Here is a 15,596-nt window from a genome sequence, read left to right on the forward strand (position 1 = left end):
GGCTGAACAAGTGCAGCGACGCGATGTCCGCCCACTGGAGATCGTCGATCACGAGCACCAGTGGCCGCTGCGCCGCGGCCTCACCGACGGCGGCGACTACCGCCTCGAACAGGCGGAACCGGGCGCTGCTGTCGGGTCCCACCGATCCGCTGAGGACGTCGCCGTCCGGCCCGAGGAGGTGGCCGAGTTCGTGGCCGAGCCCACTGCACAAGATCAAGTGGACGCCTCCCAAGACCACGGAGACCGTCGACCCGCGCATGGTCATCAATCCTCGGCAGGCCGAGGAGCTGCTCACCGCGGTTTCCTACGTAGGCAAGCGCGGCCGGGGCCGGCGACTCATGGCTCTGTTCGCCTGCATGTACTACGCGGCTCTTCGCCCCGGCGAGGTGGTCGCCCTTCGAGAGCAGGACTGCAAACTTCCGGCAACCGGGTGGGGTCGGCTCCTGGTGGACGTCTCCAGGCCTGAGGTCAACACCAAGTGGACGGACAGCGGTGACGCCCACGAACAACGTGGCCTCAAGCACCGGGGCCGCGACGACGTACGGCCCGTGCCGATCCCGCCCGCCCTGGTCAAGATCCTTCGGCAACACATCAAAGTCGTGCACGACGTGGAACTTCTCCCAGGGCCCGACGGTGGTCGAGCGTGCCCGGAGCATGCCCTTGTCGGCGCCCGAGTAGTCCGGCTCGGCGCTCACATAACGCTGGGCTGATACCTACCAGAGGCTGCAGTACCTTACAGGACCATCTAAGTGCCGGCGACCTTCGACCAACCCGGGGGCGCTGGACGAGCTGAGCAGCCTGATCGGCGCCGGCGAGGAGGCACGGGTGCTGCCCGCGCTTCCGTTCAAGCTCGCCCTCGCCGACCGGCGGCGTGCGGTTATGCCGCTGCACATGGACCCACCGCTGATCCGTGATGTGCTGATCGAGGGCTCTACCATGGTGGTGGCGTTGGTGGAGCTGTTCGAGCGCATGTGGCGGGAGGCATTCCCGTTCCGTCCGGGGTCGTGGCAGGGCGACGGCGAGACGCTGCCGGAGCCGGCGGCGGACGAGCTGGATCTCGCCGAGTCCCCGCGCTCAACGAGTCCTGCCAGCTCGCCCAAACTGACGCCACCGCCGTGAACGAGGCCATCGGCTGACCGTCCGATACCACAACTGCCGCCGCCGCTCGTACCCTTCAAGGCGCTCACCGTCACCCGGATCTTCTCTGAGAAGATCTCCGCCTGCGCTACCACCAGACCCGAGCTCGACAAGGCCGTCGCCCTCTTCTGCCACGGGAGTTCTGAGAGGCTTTGGTGCGGCCTGGCGTTATTTGGTCCTGCGGATTTCCTAGTAGGTTTTCGGGTCGTAGACTCGTCGCGCGGGCGGCTATGTGTGACCTGGCCCATACAGTCGACAGTCCCGTCACGGTGATCCAGGGGGTCGGCAGGCGTGTCCATGCTTTCGTTGGGTGCCGGTGGCGAGGGCGGATCGGCATCCGGCTCCTTACGTCTGCAGATTCTCGGTCCGTTGCGGCTGTGGCGTGGCGGTGTGGAGCTGGAGGCGGGTCCCCGCCAACAGGCCTATCTGCTGGCGTTGTTGCTGGCCGGTCAGGGCCGGCCGATCAGCACGGGTGAGTTGGTGGATCTGATCTGGGATGAGGATGCTCCGGTCAGTGCGGTCAATGTGTTGCACAAGTATGTGGGTACGTTGCGGCGGTTGCTGGAGCCGGCGTTGTCGATCCGGGAGAGTGGCTCGTATCTGCGGCGGCGTGGCAACGGGTATCTGTTCGTGGCCGATGCCGGGCTGCTGGATCTGGCCGATTTCCGGGGGCGGGTGTAGGCCGCGGAGTTGGCGCTGGCGCAGCGGCGGCCGGAGGTGGCGCTAGACGCCTATGTGCAGGCGTTGGGGTTGTGGCGGGGTTCGGCGGGTGAGGGGCTGGGGTACGGCACTTCGGCGATGTCGATCTTCGCGGGGTTGGACGGCGAGTTTTTCGCCGGGTGCGTGGCGGCGGCTGAGCTGGCGGTGTCGTTGGGCCGGCCGGAGCGGGTGTTGCCGGCGTTGCAGTTGGCGGCGTCGATGGCGCCGTTGCACGAACCGGTGCAAGCGAGCCTGATCGCGACGTTGGGCGCTGCCGGGCAGCAGGCTCAGGCGCTGGCGGTATTCCAGGCGGTACGGGTCCGGCTGGCCGAGGAGTTGGGGATCGATCCTGGGCCGGTGTTGCGGACGGCGCAGCAGCGGGTGCTGGAGGAGAGTCTGGTGCGGGTGGCCGATGGGCAGCCGTCGGCAGCCAGGCACGCGGCACCAGTCGCCACGGTGCAGCCGGTGGTCGGCCTGGTGGGGCGGGCCGGGGAAGTCGCGGTGTTGCGGCGGGTGCTCGAGTCGGCGTTCAGCGGCGGCAGAGGGCTGGCCGTGGTCGATGGTGAGCCGGGGGTGGGCAAGACCCGGCTGCTGGAGGAGATCGCCGCCGAGGCGGAACAGCGCGATGCGTTCGTGGTGTGGGGCCGCTGTCTTGAGGGTGAGGGCACGCCGTCGATGTGGCCGTGGGTGCAGGCCGTCGGCACCGTGCTGGACGCGCTGCCCGCCACGGCGCGGCAGAAATGGCTGGCCGGTGAGCTCGGCCGCCTCCTCAACTCAGGCGAGGAAGATGCTGCGGTGCCGGCGGTGCCGGATGGCGGCGCCCAGTTCCGGCTGTTCGAACAAGTCGTGGCCGTCATCGACGAGGTCTCGGCACTGCGGCCAGTGCTATTGGTCATCGACGACCTGCAATGGGCCGATGTCGCCTCGCTGGAGCTGTTCAGCCATCTGGCGGCCCGGCTGCCGGACGACACGATAGTGATCGGCGCACTCCGCGACCGCGCGCCGATGCCCGGCACCGAGTTGTCGCGGATGCTGGCCGCGGCCAGCCGGGTGCCCGGCCAGCGCCGCATCCATCTCGGCCCGCTCAATCCGGCCGAGGTCGCCGAACTCGTGCACGACGAGACCGGCCAGGCGCCCGCGCCGGACGCCGCTCACAGCATTCATGCTTGCACCGCCGGTAACCCGTTTTTCGTCCGGGAGTTGTCGCGGCTGCTGGCCGACGACGGCGCGCTCACCGAAGAGGCCGTGGCCCGGGTCGGGGTGCCGTCCAGCGTGCTCGACGTCGTACGCGATCGGATGGCCGCCCTCGACGACGGAGCCCGCGAGCTACTGCAGGTCGCCGCACTCATCGGCCGCGACGTCGGGCTCCGTCTGCTGGCCGGCGCCACCGGCCTCGACGTGCCGAGCTGCCTGGATCGGCTGGAACCGCTGGGGGCACTCGGACTGCTCGGCCCGGCCCCCGGCGACCCGTACACCATGCGGTTCGCCCACGACCTGGTCCGCGAGTCGGTCACCCAAACCACGCCGCGACCACGCACACCCGGCCTGCACCTGCGCATCGCCGACACACTGGAGCGCATCAACTCCGGAGGTGAGTCGCTTGCCGAGCGACTCGCCTACCACCTGTGGGCCGCCGGGCCACTCGCGGACCCGGCCCGGACCACGCAGGCTCTGGTGCGCGCGGGCCGCCACGCGGCGGCCAAGTCCGCGCTGGACGCGGCTGAGCGGCAACTCCGGTCGGCCGCCCAGGTGGCGCGGGCGGCGACCCTGGCGGAGCTGGAGCTGTCCACCCTGTTCCAGCTGATCGCGGTCGTCGGGATGCGTGAGATGTATGGGGCCTCGGCGGTCGACGTGCTGGAACGAGCCGAGCAGTTGGCCCGTGACCTTGCCCGGGAGTTGGAGGCCCCGCCTTCCTCTTCTCCCGCTGGATCGCGCTCCGCCTCGACCGCGACGGTCTGCTGCCGCGCCGGTTGTTCGATCAGGGCAAGGCGTCCAGCGACCCGATTGTGCACGCCTACGGCCTGAATGCCTGGGGCATTCACCAGTGGTACATCGGCAACATCGGGGAGGCCTTACGTTTCCTGACCGAGGGCGACCAGATCATGCTCAGCGATCTCGCGGGCCGCGAGGACAACCCGGTCCGGCACGACCTGCAACTCCTCATGGCCGGCGTGCTCGCAGAGGTCACCGCGCTGCACGGTGACGTCGAAGCCGCGCGGGCGCTGCTCGACAAGTTGGAGGCCGACGCGGGCGATGCCCCGTACGCAGTCACGATCTCCTCGGCCATAGCCGTGCGGACCGCGGTGCTCGTTGGCGACCCGGACTGGGCGTTGCGCGCGGCGGAGCGCGGGATCGCCGTGGACCCACAGTTCTCTTTCGTCATCCTGGGCACCTACCAGCGGCTGGCCCGGTGCTGGGCGCTGGCTATGACTGGCCAAAACCCGGCCGGCGCCGCGGAAGAGGCCGAGCGGATCATCACCGCGCGCCTTGTCGACCCGCCGCGTTCGTGCGTGGCCACCTGGCACGGGCTGCTCGGTGAGATGCGACTCATGGCTGGGGCGCCGACCGCGGCCGCCGCCGCCCTGGACCGGGCCGATCACTTCCTTGACACCCATGGCCAGCGCTACTCGGAAGGCCTGATCCTGCTGCTGCGGGCGCGAGTGCTGCAGGCCCTCGGCAAGCCCGTCACGGAGGTACGGGCAGCCGCCGAATGGGCCCGGGAGCTGTCCGCCGAACGCGGAGCCCACCTGTTCGTTCGTCGCACCGAACAGTTCCTGGCCGAACTCGACCAGCAGCTGGCCGACCACTGATCGCCTCGCCGTGCGGCTCAGAGCGCAAAGGTGCCGATGCCAGTGGTGACTCGGGCGAGCGCCTGGATGAGGTCGTTCTCGGCCTCGCTTCGCCAGACCAGGGCATCCGGCAGCAACGAGGCGTTCGCCGGGAGACCGCACACCCGATCACGAGGGACGGCGGCCCGGCCTTCCGGTACAAGCCCGAGCTCGGCCTGGCCGGAGAAAGGCACCCCGGGCGGAGTCTTCCAGGAGCTTTTCGACGCGTTGTTTCTCGCGGGTGCGTTCACGTACGAGGCTGCGGCGGTAGCGGGTGAGGTCGCGGAGTTGGCGGATGGGTTTGGGGTGGACGAGGCTGGGTCGGGACATGCCGCGCTCGACGATTTTGGCCAGCCAGACCGCGTCGAGCTTGATGCCCCTATGGATGTCAAGCCGCCGATGCGACTGTGACGTGCTTCGGGGTCTTGATCAGCTGGTAGATCTCGCGGGCGACGTAGCGCTTGAGGCAGCGAACCGCTTCTCGGCGGGTCTTGCCTTCGGCGATGCGCCGGTCCAGATAGTCGCGCGTGCGCTGGTCCCAGCGCAGGCGGGACAGGACGATGGTGTGCAGGGCGCAGTTGGCTTGCCGGTCGCCGCCGCGGTTGAGGCGGTGACGCTCGGTCTTGCCGGAGGATGCCTCCACCGGACTGGCTCCGCAGAGCGCGGCGAAGGACGCCTCGCTGTGCAGCCGCTCGGGGTTGTCTCCGGCGGCGATGAGCAGCGCGGCTGCGGTGTCAGGGCCGACGCCGTAGGTGTCGAGCAGCTGGGGGTTGTGGTCGGCCAGGACGGTGGTGATCTGGGCGTCGAGGTCAGCAATCTCCTGAGCGAGCTGGTCGATGCGCCGGGCCAGCAGCCGCAGCGTGTAGATGGCGGCCGAGGCGCCATCGGTGGGCGTCACGGGCTTCAGCTCCGGCGCAGCGCCGGACGAGCATGATCGTGCTGAGGCCGCTCAGGCCGTCACGCAGCTGCGGGTCGGCGGACACCAGGACGGCCTTGAGCTGGTTGATGGCCTGGGACCGCGACTTGATCGCCGAGGCCTTGGCCAGCTTGAACATGCGCAGCATCTCCACCGGCCCGTCACCGGTCTTGGCCAGGGCGGTGGCACGGCCGGTCAGCACAGCGCGGGCGGCGGCCTCGGCGTCGATCGTGTCGTTCTTGCCACGTCGTCGGCGGGTGGCCTTGTCGGGTTGGTTGACCTCGAAGACCTCGACTTGGGTGGCGGCAAGGTGCCGGGTGAGTGCGGCACCGTAGGAGCCGGTGCACTCTACCCCTGCGCGCCGCACGGCACCGAAGCCGCGAGCCCACTTCAGCAGTTCCCGGTAACCGGCTGCGGTGGTGGGGAAGGTCTTGCTGCCCAGCAGCGCGCCCAGCGCGGTGATCACGGTGGCGACGTGGAAGTCCTTGTGGGTATCGACCCCCAAAATCACCTCCTCGACATTGCTGCTATTGCTGTCGGCCTGGTGGACAGATGCAGGCTGAGGGGTGCCGGGCACGGTCGCGTGTCTCCTGATCAGGTCGGAAACGGGCTGGCCGTCGCCGGGCCGATCAGGCGGTCAGGACTGTGATGATGCTCAGTGCGGCAAGGCCCCTATCGGGACACGCCCCACCGGGCCGGCGGCAGCAAGCACCGCCCTGGGCAGTAGCCGACAGATCAAGCTCAAGGCACCCATATGCAGGGGCCAGTCGGTCTTCGGGTCAAGCTACGGCCCGAGGCGGCACTCCTTGATCCTCACAGTCGGTCTTGGGGCGTCCGGGGACGTTCTTGACGTGCTTGGCGTTCAGCAGCCAGCAGGTGAATCCTTCGGCTTCCAGTAGGTAGTAGACCGGTTTCCAGTAGTCGGAGGTGGCTTCCATCGCGACCAGGGTGACGCTGTGGCTGCGTAGCCAGTCGGCGAGGGCGAGTAGGGAGGTGGTCAGCGTGGTGTATTCGCGTACTTCCTGGCGGCGTCGGCCGGGTTTGTCGTCGTGGGGCGCTCGCACGCACACCACGAGGCCGCTCTTGCCGATATCGATCGCTGCGAACCGTTCGACCAGTTCTAACGGTTCGTCTGTCTCCTGCACCTGTGTCCCTTGTCTCGTTCGTGGTGGTCAGGGTGGTTGCCCGGGGAGCCGGTAGGGGAGATCAAGAGCCGGGCTCTCGTGCTCGAAGCGACAATCCAGGGCCCCTCGGGCGGCTCCCGGCGTCAGACTGAAAACCGGCCTCGACCAGGCGCAGGTTCAAATGCACCTTGTGAGTGCTCACAGGTCGCAATCGAAATCACCACTTCAAGGGCCACCGCGTGATTTACCGGAGGCTCATCGGTCTGACCCGCGGGCACGGATTCTAGTGAAGGCGTCGAGGGCGGTCTCGTCGGCATCGGGAAGGGTGTGAAGGTACTTTTCGGTGGTGGCGATGCTGGCGTGCCCGAGACGCTCCTTGACCACCTGGAGGTCGGCGCCGCCAGCGAGGAGCCAGGATGCGTGGGCGTGGCGTAGGCCGTGCATGCGTACATGGATCTGTAGGCCGGCGGCGATCAGGGCCGGAATCCAGACCTGCTTGCGGAACCAGTGGCGGGAGATGTGTGTGTCGGTGTCTCTCCTGCGCGGGGTCCTGGGGCAGTCCTTGCCGGCTGCTCGACGCTCGGCCCGGTAGATGGCGTAGGCGTCCTTGCAGTGCCGGCACTTGCATTTGCCGTTGGAGTAGCCGCTGATCGTTCCGTGCCTATACGTGCGTCCGGCCGCGTTCGGCTCGGTGAATCCCAGCGTCTCGGGGTCGGGGGCTACCCGCAGTGCCGGCGCCTCTTGGCGGTCGGTGAACAGCAGCCCGTCACGCCCAAGGTGCTTCTCGACCGCGTGCGCCTGGATCTTCATAATTAGTTGTGCGGTGAGCTTGAGGCGTCGGTACTCCTTGTCCTTCGGGTATTCCTTGGCCAGGAACCGGCCCCCTTCCGGATGAAACTTCGGATTCACCTCGATGGCGGCACGGCTCACCGTGAGGATGCGGGTTGCGAAGTCAATGTCGCTGACCCGCAGCTCGGTCAGCTCGCCCCAACGCAGCCCGGTCTCGATGGCCGTCTCGACGAGCAGGCGCGTGTCCTCGTCGGGCAGATTCCGGTAGAGCACCTCGAACTGCTCGGGGGTGATGATCGTGCGCGGCTTTCTGGCGACGGTTGGCGTCTTCACGCCCCGCGAGGGTTGGATGTAGATGACCTGGTCGTCGAAGGCGGTGGAGAAGATGGCGCTAAGGATGATCTTGTTGTAGCGGATGGTCACCGGCTTGATGCCGCGCTCTTTCATCTTGGTGACCCATGCCCGCACGTGCTCGGGCAGGATGTCGACCATCCGCATCGGTCCGAACTCGGGCATCAGATGCTTGTACAGCGAGTAGGTGTACGCCTCGCGGGTGGTCGGCTCCATCTCATGGTTGGGTAGCCAGATCTCTTCGACGTACTGCTGGAACGTCTGCTTGCCGCGTCGTGGATCGCCGAGGCGGCCTTCAGCCATCTTCGCTTCTGCCCGCTGCCATGCCTTGTCGGCTTCCTTCTTGCTCGCGTAGCTGCCGGCTGACCGCCGTACCCCCTTGATGTCGTTGTAGTAGGCCGTGTAGCGCGGCTTGCCGTCAACGCCGAGTCGCTTTCGCGAGAAGCCCATTGATCAACTCCATGATCATCTGACCCTGATTTGACCCTGGACCCTGCGTCACGAAGGGGAACTTCTCGGCATAGTCCGGTGTCGTCAGACCCCACTCTAGCTGCGCTTTTATGACGACAGCCCCGACAGGCTGACTCTGATCGAACCATGAAACTAAATTCACACCGAAGAGGTCACTGGTTCGATCCCAGTATCGCCCACGCAGGTCAGAGGCCATTTGCGGCAACGCAGGTGGCCTTTTTCGATCTTCCGAGTGACTAACTGAGTGACTATCGCTCCGAGTCGTCCAGGGGGAAGATCCGGTCCATGGCCTGGGCACCTTCGAGCATCACGGGCCGGAGCTGCTTTCGGTAGACGGTCTCGGTGACCATCGTGTTGCCGTGGCCGACGAGTCGGGAGATGTGCTCCAGGGGAACACCGTCGTCGGACAGCAGCGAGACGAAGCTGTGCCGCATCTCCCGAGGCGTCCAGTCGTCGGGGTTGATGTCGGTCTTCTTGAGGACGGTGCGGAAGGCCCGCCGGACGTTGCCCGCGTCGAGCTCGGTGCCGAGGCGGGTGGCGAAGACGAGATCGAGATCGTGCCAGTCGTCTCCCGCCCTTTTACGGACAATCTCCTGCTGTGCCCGGTGACGCCGTAAGGCTTCCACGCAGCGGCGCGGGAGTGCGAGCGTCCGCCGGCTCTTGCGGGTCTTAGTGTCCCCGCCCTCACGTACGGACCGCCAGACCATGATCGACGGTGGCACCGGGGGAGTGGCGTACGGCTTGCCAGCCATGTCGACGTGCGACCAGGTGAGCGCCCGTAGTTCCTCCGTACGAGCGCCCAGCAGCAGCGAGAGCACGATGTAGGCATTCATGTGCGTCTTCTCCGCGGCGTCGAGGATGGCCGCCGCCTGGTCGTAGTCGAGCGACTTGGACGGGCGGCCCTCCTGACCCTTGGGGATCTCGCTCAGCAGGACGACGTTCCGTTTGACCTTGTCCCGAGCCTGCGCGCGGTCCACGGCCCGCTTGAGGACCGACCGCACGTCGCGGACCGAGCGTGTGCTGAGGATCTTGGCCCTGTCGACGAGCCAGCGGTCGACGTCTTCGGCCGACAGCTCGCGGAGCTTGCGCGCGCCCAGGCACGGGATCACGTGTTTGTTGGCCAGGTGCGTGCAGGTCGTGACAGTGGCCTGGTCGCGCCCGTGGAGGCCGAAGGCGAGCCAGTCCCGTACGGCGTCCGCCACGGTGTAGTTGGCCGGGCCGACCGAGACCCCGTCGTCGTAGTCGCGGATGATCTCCTTGAGCTTCTCCCTGGCTTCGGTCTTGGACTTGCCACTCGCCTTGCGGACGATGCGCTTGCCCGCGGGGGTGTAGCCGACCGTTACCGAGGCGATCCAGCGCTCTCGCTGTTCGTCCCAGTGCAGGCCGCCGTCTCCTCTGCTTCGTCGTGTCGTCAATGCGGTGCCTCCTGTTCGAGTAGGGCGATGTATTCGGTGATGGCCGAGGCGGGGATGAGCCGAGTCCGACCCTGTGTGACGGAGCGCAGACGGCCGGATCGGATCTGTTCGTAGATCACGCTGCGGCTCAGGCTGAGCAGGTGCATGGCATCGGTGATGCGGTAGAGCCGCCGGTCGCCGGGTTCGGCTTGGGTCATTCGTCCTCCCGCTCAGTGGCGATGAGGCGGGTGGTGGCGACGCGTTGCCGGATGTGTTCGGCCATGATCGCCTCGCCGGGGGAGTAGCCGGTTCCGGCGAATCGCCAGTGGCCGAGGACGAGGGTGGTCGCGTCGCCGAGGGTGGGAAGGCCGTGGCGCTGTCGTGCTTCTGCCGCGCGGTGGTCGGTTCGGGCCTGGCGGATGTCGCCAAGTGTGGTGGAGAAGCGGCGGCTTTTTGTGGAGAAGTGGCCGCGAAAGCCGAGCATGTGCGCCCATGGCCGCAGGCGTAAGTCCGCGAACTCGGGGCGTGCTCCCAACTCCCAGCAGGTGCGGATCATGCGGCGGGCGTGCTCGGTGACGGGCAGTGCGTCGAGGTGAAGGCCGGGTTTCAGGCCGGTCCCGTGGCAGCGTCCGCACGCGGCGAGAAGGGTCAGCCGTCCCCGTCCGCCGCAGTTGGGGCAGGACAGGCGATGGTCGACCGTCCCGGAGGCTTCGGCGCCCTTGGTGGCGTACTTGGCGATGTAGCCGGCCACCGCGCGTTCGCTGAGTCCGTCGGCCGCCTGGTCGAGGAGGATGGGCCGGATATCGAGCTGGTCACCCCAGGTGAGTGCTCGTCGGCCGAGATCGCTTGCGGGTGTGGTGACGGTGACTCGCTGGACCGCCGGCGGGATGGCCCGTACGAGCAGGTCATGATCTGCCCAGTCCGGAGGCGTTTGGGTGCTGCCGTCCGGGCCGTCGAGGCGGACGACGGCGTGGAAGTGGACGAGGCCGCGTCGTTGGTATTCGGCGACCTTGGCGAAGGACACCCGGACGTGGCGGTTGAAAGTGCGGCGACTCATGCCTGACTCGCTCGCGAGGGTGCGGCGGACTTCGAGGGTGAAGCGGTGCCAGAGAGCGCCCGCATGCGCCTGCCACAAGACCGCGCCCGTGTAGTCGTAGCAGTCCGGGCAGATCGGTTGGCCGAGTCGGTCATCGTGGCGTTCGTGCCGAGAGTGGCAGCCTGCAGGGAGATCGTGCACGCAACGCTTGTCCCTGTTCCGGGGACGGCAGGCCCGGACCGTCCCGTCCTTGTCCCGCCGGGTGTGGACCGGCCCGAAGGACGGAGCTGTGAGCGTGAGGAAGACCCGCGGATGCCCGCTCACCGTCTCCGGAGTGCCCTTTCCGCCGGACAGGCCCGCGCGGATGAGGTGGAAGGTGTCGGCCTGGTAGACCTGAGAGCAGGCCGGGCAGACTGAGGCCCGCCGGTTGCCGCAGGCGATCAGGAGATGCCCGGATGGTTCGTCTGCCGTGCGGTAGCTGTGCAGGATTTCGCCGGTGCCCGCGTCGACGATGGCTGATTCGCCGGTCAGGTGGACCGGGTGGGCGCATCCCCCTGTTGCGGTGACCATCGACTGCCAGCGGTCGTACCCAGGGTCGTTGATCACTCTTGCGAGATCGAGCAGCCATCGCGGGTGCTTGTCGTGTTGTTCCTCCTTGCTGTTCATGACCACCTCCTTCACTTGTCGCCAACATGTAGTCCGAGACGTGCTACGTGTTCGCTCACATGGACATGGTAGCCAAGACGTGCTACCTCTTGTAAAGACATTGCTGACGAGAAGAAGGTGCAGCGCGATATGGCAGAGGAGAAGGAAGCCGCCCGCTGGCGGATCATCGCCGATCTCTTGCGTAACGACGTGCTGGAAGACCAGTACCAGCCCGGACAGGCACTACCCGGAGAGGCGTTCCTTGCCTCGGAGTACGCCACCTCTCGGCCCACCATCCGCAAGGCCATCGCCCAGCTCGCCGGCGAGGGACTGCTGACCGTCGCCCACGGCCGCGGCACGTTCGTCCGCCCCAACCCCGATCGCCGGCTGATTCTCACCGGGTGGTCGGATCACGAGGACCTACTCAGCCCGGCTTACGACCCGGGCAAGCAATTGTGGGAACACGCCACCGTCGCCAGCGAAGCCGAACGCACCGAGAACAGGGTCACGCCCAACTCGGCCCTGTTCACAACCGCCGAAGGAAGGACAGCCGACGTCTTGGCCGTTCGGCGCGGAACCATGGTGGTCTACCGCTACGCCTACTGGCAGCACACGAAGACCCGCGCTCGGATCCAACTGTCGTCGTATCTGCTGGCCGACCAGGTCGCCACGATCACGGGTGAGTCTCACCGGGAGATCGAGTCTTTCGTCGAACCGGAGGACTACTACGCCCACATGGAGCGTGAGCACGGCCCGTTGCGCTGGACCACGTCCGTCTACACGCGGATGCCGTACGGCCAGACCTACGAGGACCTCGGGATGGAGCCAATCGGGACCCCGCTGCTGGTCGTCCGCAGGATCACGCTCAGTCACCACGGCCGACCGCTGGAGTTCACCGAGATCGAAGCTCCAGGCGATCGGTTTGAGGCAGCCGCCGTCAGCGATCACGGTCCAGCCGAACCGCGAGGACTTGCCGCACTGCGCGTGTAGGGGGCTCAGAGTTTCTTTACTGGTTCAAGCGGCCCGCCTGCGGCGGCCCGCACGCGCGCCGGGCGGCCAGCCGGCCGGGCATGCGGCTCTCCGGCCGGTCCCGGCCGACGCCACCCCCGCGCGCTCAATGCGCGTCCAGCGACTGCAAATACGCGACATCTCGTCAAGCTTCGGGCGTGTGGCTGGGTTCTTCTTCGTTGAAGAGATCAAGTTGGCCTGCAACTTCCTGACGCCTGGATCGCCTTACTACAAATTCGTCCACATGCCCAAGCGTTTGAATGACTGTAGCGTTATATAGCCAGCTCAAGTTTCCTTCCTTTTCTAATTTGCCACTGACAAGAAGTGCCAGATCCTCCTCGTGTGCCCTGATGGCTTCGTGATAATCTTCGTCGTCGGCCAATCGAACGCGAACTTTTCTTGGCCCTTCCGCTTGAAGCGAATCGATTCCGAAGACACCGGGACTTCCCGCTTGCTTCTTCGCTAGCAAATGAACGCGGCCCATTATCGTCACCTGTTGAGACGATTCGTCTTCGGCGAGCTTTACCGCCGCACGAGATAATGGGTCGACGTCGGAGGGGCGGAACACGAATTGGCTTTCTAGCCCAGTGGCGGGCGAACTCCCCGAATCCCATTCGATCGTTATATCGGCTTCGCTTGACCCGGAGGCGATGCCTAGAATGGCATTCGTCATCTCATAGGATATTCCGCGCGCCACTCCAGTTTCGAAACCAGACAAAGATCCGCTAGTCTTGAAGTGCTGCAAGGCTTCGGTTGTAGCTTCTATTGCGCGGACCACTGCCTCATTTACCGCTCTCAGTTGTGCTGTGTGAGCTTCGACCAGTGGCTCTGTCGAGTTTGAGCCACCTCGAAGTGCAACAGGAGCGTTTGAGGGCGCATAGGCTGTAACAATATAGCTACCAGGCGCGGTTTGACCCATAAGGACTTGATCCAGATAGCGACTAGCGAAGCCGCCGTACTTGTTCACATAATGACGACCCGGACCCCTGAAAGATTTGGCTCCAGCAAGAAGGGTTCGACGGGCGGACTCAATCAGCTTCTCGCCATTTCGCCATGGGATTAGCCCACTAGGGGCGCTGGACTCCTTGCGGAAGCGAAATTCGTCTGTGGCATCCACGGCCAAGCGAGGGTAAATCGAGCGCGTCCAGAGATCTCTATCTGTAGATAACTGAAGAAGCACCGAGCGCATGACGTCTGAGTAGTCAGGAGCGCCCGAGTCTAAGGGGATTATCAGGCTGCTCGATCTAGGAGTCGATTCGCCGCTGTTTGGTGGAGCGAATCGTGCATATACACCCGTTCGTCCTCCCACTGCGCGCCATCCTGCGTCCAGCAGAAGCGAAGTGAGCTTTTCTGGATCCACCCTGCTCGGTAGAGCAAAATTCTTAGTATCATCCATCAAGCGACTCACCCCGTTCGACCCTGTCTAGGATGTCAATCAAGGCATATGCATCGAATTTATTCTTGGTCGGAATCCGCACCGTAGGTTTTGCAACGCCTGGTTTTGCTGTAGCGCCTTCAAGATAAGCCCAGTAGCAGCACCGTTTCGTCAGCAGACCCGAGTGGTCGACGCTCGTCCAATCAAGCTGCTTTGGTGGCATGGTCATGACGATCAATATCGCTTTTGGATAAGTGCGGGCCTTGACCATGTGGTCGAAATATTGACGTTTTGTGAACTGATAGCTGAAGTAATCTTTTTTTGGATCTGGAATTATTTGTGTTGTGGACTTCAGTTGAGCGAAGAGTATGTTCTCTTGCTCACTAGGCGTCTTAGCTGCGCGAATGATTTGGACGTCTACGCCCCATACGTCCGCATTGACCGTTTCGAAGGTGCAACCCGCTGTAGCCGCCACGCTCGACACATACCCCTGTTGGAGCTGCTCCATCAAGGTGGTGAAGACGAGAGAGTCCACAGGCTCGATGTGCCGCTGGCGAGGTTTCTTCGCCTCGTCAGTGCCTAGCAAGCCAGTCATAGGACCCCCATCTCTGCACAGAAGAGTAGATCAAGGGATCAACTCTTGGGAGAGATGACGAGGGAGATATGTATTCCGATTGATGGCTTTCGATCCATTTACCGGATTCCACGGTAGATGTCACGTTGAGTGAAGAGAGCGATCAAGTGATCCGTGCAATTGCCTGGGACGTTTTAGCTGGTCAGAGTGCTGGGCTGTTCGTACCTCCCCCACCCCCGCTGCCGAATTGTTCGTGGCCCTTGGTCGGCGTCAACGCCGTCTGTTCCGGTTGGGTGCGGAGAACGGTGGACGTCGTTGGTGGACGGACACACGAAGACGGTGTTGACACCTCGGTCGGACCACTGGTTCGGCAGCTATCGGGGGCGGGGGAGGAGTGGTGCGGGACCGCAACTCCTCGGGTGGGCACGACGACGTATGACCGGGGAGTAGGAACCCTCCAGCCCCAAGAAGGGGAGGTCGACCACGCCGCCGTGCCGATCCTAGGCAGGGCCGCTGATCAGCACGGGATGTCCAGCGCCTGGGCTATCGGGCTTGCGAATCTCCGCCATGTGGCTGGGTGGATAGGGATGTTGAGCGCGAGCCTGTAGGTAGTGCTCGCTGATCCGTTTGGCAGCCGTCTGCGGAGCGAACGCGTAGGTGATCAGCGCTCGGCCCCGCCGGCTCGGATGGGGACTGGTCCACCAGATGATCTGTCCGTCGGTGCGAGCTACCAGGCCGTGCCAGGCCGATACAGCTACCAACGCCTCGCTCAGCGAGTAGAGATAGGTGGGCACGTTATGGCGGGCAAGCTCGGACCGAAGATGCTGGGCGACTTCAAGCGCGCTCATAGCCACACCGCGCTGGCCGGGCGCGAATCGGTAGGTGTAGCTCCAATCACCTCGGCCTCGCGCATGAGTTCTTGCAGTTCGCCGACGTCGATCGCTTCCACGATGAGCGGGTCCGCCACGTTCCATGCGGCGATGGCGAAGAAGAGGCGGCTGCCGGTGCCGTAGTAGATGGCCCAGCAGGGTTCGGCCATGTCGAGTTGGGCGGCGGCCTGGCGCTTGTCGGCATCCCAGTTCCGGCGGTGCACGCGGATCGAAGGCTGTCCATCCGTGTGATGAGCGGTTGCTGGCTGGCCGGGTTCTCCGGCTGCGTCCATTGGGATGGTCTTAGGGTGTGCCACAGATCGCACCTCCAGTGTGCGGTTCAGGGACCCGTATGGCGCTGTGATCGCCTGCGGGTCCCG

Annotated in this window: 17 protein-coding genes and 2 pseudogenes; 6 read left to right on the forward strand and 13 right to left on the reverse strand. The window is 65.4% G+C overall.

What is annotated here, in order from left to right; translation table 11 throughout:
• On the reverse strand, positions 1 to 259 hold a 259-nt coding region (locus Pth03_RS39810; RefSeq protein ID WP_239119749.1), incomplete at its 3' end, for an AAA family ATPase.
• Between Pth03_RS39810 and Pth03_RS39815 the strand changes: the two genes are divergently transcribed.
• The 5 genes from Pth03_RS39815 to Pth03_RS39835 all read left to right on the forward strand — a co-directional run bounded on the left by Pth03_RS39815 (position 258) and on the right by Pth03_RS39835 (position 4,646).
• Positions 258 to 710, forward strand: coding sequence for a site-specific integrase (locus tag Pth03_RS39815; protein ID WP_239119751.1), 453 nt, complete (start codon positions 258 to 260; stop codon positions 708 to 710). The two genes, Pth03_RS39810 and Pth03_RS39815, sit on opposite strands and share 2 nt — an antisense overlap.
• 115 nt (positions 711 to 825) lie before the next feature.
• Positions 826 to 1,119 (forward strand): hypothetical protein, encoded by a 294-nt coding sequence (locus Pth03_RS39820; protein WP_203949704.1) that lies wholly within the window; start codon positions 826 to 828, stop codon positions 1,117 to 1,119.
• 315 nt (positions 1,120 to 1,434) lie between these two features.
• Positions 1,435 to 1,818, forward strand: a complete 384-nt coding sequence (locus tag Pth03_RS39825) for an AfsR/SARP family transcriptional regulator (protein ID WP_203949705.1) — start codon at positions 1,435 to 1,437, stop codon at positions 1,816 to 1,818.
• Positions 1,819 to 1,827: 9 nt separating this feature from the next.
• Positions 1,828 to 3,861 carry an ATP-binding protein gene (locus Pth03_RS39830; RefSeq protein WP_203949706.1) on the forward strand — a complete coding sequence of 678 codons (2,034 nt, stop codon included), beginning with the start codon at positions 1,828 to 1,830 and terminating at the stop codon, positions 3,859 to 3,861.
• Entirely contained in the window at positions 3,807 to 4,646 is an 840-nt protein-coding gene (locus Pth03_RS39835) for a hypothetical protein (protein ID WP_203949707.1), read from the forward strand. Before Pth03_RS39830 ends, Pth03_RS39835 begins: the two co-directional genes overlap by 55 nt.
• A 17-nt stretch (positions 4,647 to 4,663) precedes the next feature.
• Here the strand turns inward: Pth03_RS39835 and Pth03_RS39840 are convergent, their stop codons facing one another.
• The 8 genes and pseudogenes from Pth03_RS39840 to Pth03_RS39875 form a co-directional block, all read right to left on the reverse strand.
• Complete coding sequence (locus Pth03_RS39840) at positions 4,664 to 4,858, reverse strand: hypothetical protein (protein WP_203949708.1); 195 nt, start codon at positions 4,856 to 4,858, stop codon at positions 4,664 to 4,666.
• A 7-nt stretch (positions 4,859 to 4,865) separates the two neighbouring features.
• Positions 4,866 to 5,030: pseudogene (locus Pth03_RS41925) on the reverse strand (IS110 family transposase); the annotation flags it as partial.
• A 22-nt stretch (positions 5,031 to 5,052) separates the two neighbouring features.
• Positions 5,053 to 6,091: pseudogene (locus Pth03_RS39850) on the reverse strand (IS110 family RNA-guided transposase).
• Positions 6,092 to 6,359: 268 nt separating this feature from the next.
• Positions 6,360 to 6,725, reverse strand: a complete 366-nt coding sequence (locus Pth03_RS39855) for an IS110 family transposase (RefSeq protein WP_203949709.1) — start codon at positions 6,723 to 6,725, stop codon at positions 6,360 to 6,362.
• Positions 6,726 to 6,959: 234 nt separating this feature from the next.
• Entirely contained in the window at positions 6,960 to 8,294 is a 1,335-nt protein-coding gene (locus Pth03_RS39860) for a tyrosine-type recombinase/integrase (RefSeq protein WP_203949710.1), read from the reverse strand.
• A gap of 269 nt (positions 8,295 to 8,563) precedes the next feature.
• Positions 8,564 to 9,730, reverse strand: a complete 1,167-nt coding sequence (locus Pth03_RS39865; protein ID WP_203949711.1) for a site-specific integrase — start codon at positions 9,728 to 9,730, stop codon at positions 8,564 to 8,566.
• Positions 9,727 to 9,927, reverse strand: a complete 201-nt coding sequence (locus tag Pth03_RS39870) for a helix-turn-helix domain-containing protein (RefSeq protein WP_203949712.1) — start codon at positions 9,925 to 9,927, stop codon at positions 9,727 to 9,729. Before Pth03_RS39870 ends, Pth03_RS39865 begins: the two co-directional genes overlap by 4 nt.
• Complete coding sequence (locus tag Pth03_RS39875; protein ID WP_203949713.1) at positions 9,924 to 11,411, reverse strand: replication initiator; 1,488 nt, start codon at positions 11,409 to 11,411, stop codon at positions 9,924 to 9,926. Before Pth03_RS39875 ends, Pth03_RS39870 begins: the two co-directional genes overlap by 4 nt.
• A 129-nt stretch (positions 11,412 to 11,540) precedes the next feature.
• Between Pth03_RS39875 and Pth03_RS39880 the strand changes: the two genes are divergently transcribed.
• Positions 11,541 to 12,380 carry a GntR family transcriptional regulator gene (locus Pth03_RS39880; protein WP_203949714.1) on the forward strand — a complete coding sequence of 280 codons (840 nt, stop codon included), beginning with the start codon at positions 11,541 to 11,543 and terminating at the stop codon, positions 12,378 to 12,380.
• 163 nt (positions 12,381 to 12,543) lie between these two features.
• Here the strand turns inward: Pth03_RS39880 and Pth03_RS39885 are convergent, their stop codons facing one another.
• The 4 genes from Pth03_RS39885 to Pth03_RS39900 all read right to left on the reverse strand — a co-directional run bounded on the left by Pth03_RS39885 (position 12,544) and on the right by Pth03_RS39900 (position 15,509).
• Positions 12,544 to 13,365 carry a hypothetical protein gene (locus Pth03_RS39885; protein WP_203949715.1) on the reverse strand — a complete coding sequence of 274 codons (822 nt, stop codon included), beginning with the start codon at positions 13,363 to 13,365 and terminating at the stop codon, positions 12,544 to 12,546.
• Positions 13,366 to 13,786: 421 nt separating this feature from the next.
• The gene (locus Pth03_RS39890) at positions 13,787 to 14,368 is read right to left on the reverse strand and encodes a DUF4365 domain-containing protein (protein WP_203949716.1); all 582 of its coding nucleotides are present in this window, start codon (positions 14,366 to 14,368) and stop codon (positions 13,787 to 13,789) included.
• A gap of 479 nt (positions 14,369 to 14,847) precedes the next feature.
• Positions 14,848 to 15,195 carry a hypothetical protein gene (locus tag Pth03_RS39895; protein WP_203949717.1) on the reverse strand — a complete coding sequence of 116 codons (348 nt, stop codon included), beginning with the start codon at positions 15,193 to 15,195 and terminating at the stop codon, positions 14,848 to 14,850.
• Positions 15,192 to 15,509, reverse strand: coding sequence for a hypothetical protein (locus tag Pth03_RS39900; RefSeq protein ID WP_203949718.1), 318 nt, complete (start codon positions 15,507 to 15,509; stop codon positions 15,192 to 15,194). The genes Pth03_RS39895 and Pth03_RS39900 overlap by 4 nt, the downstream gene beginning before the upstream one ends.
• Between the last annotated feature and the right edge of the window lie 87 nt (positions 15,510 to 15,596).

The organism is Planotetraspora thailandica, assembly GCF_016863335.1.
Taxonomy (GTDB): Bacteria; Actinomycetota; Actinomycetes; order Streptosporangiales; family Streptosporangiaceae; genus Planotetraspora; species Planotetraspora thailandica.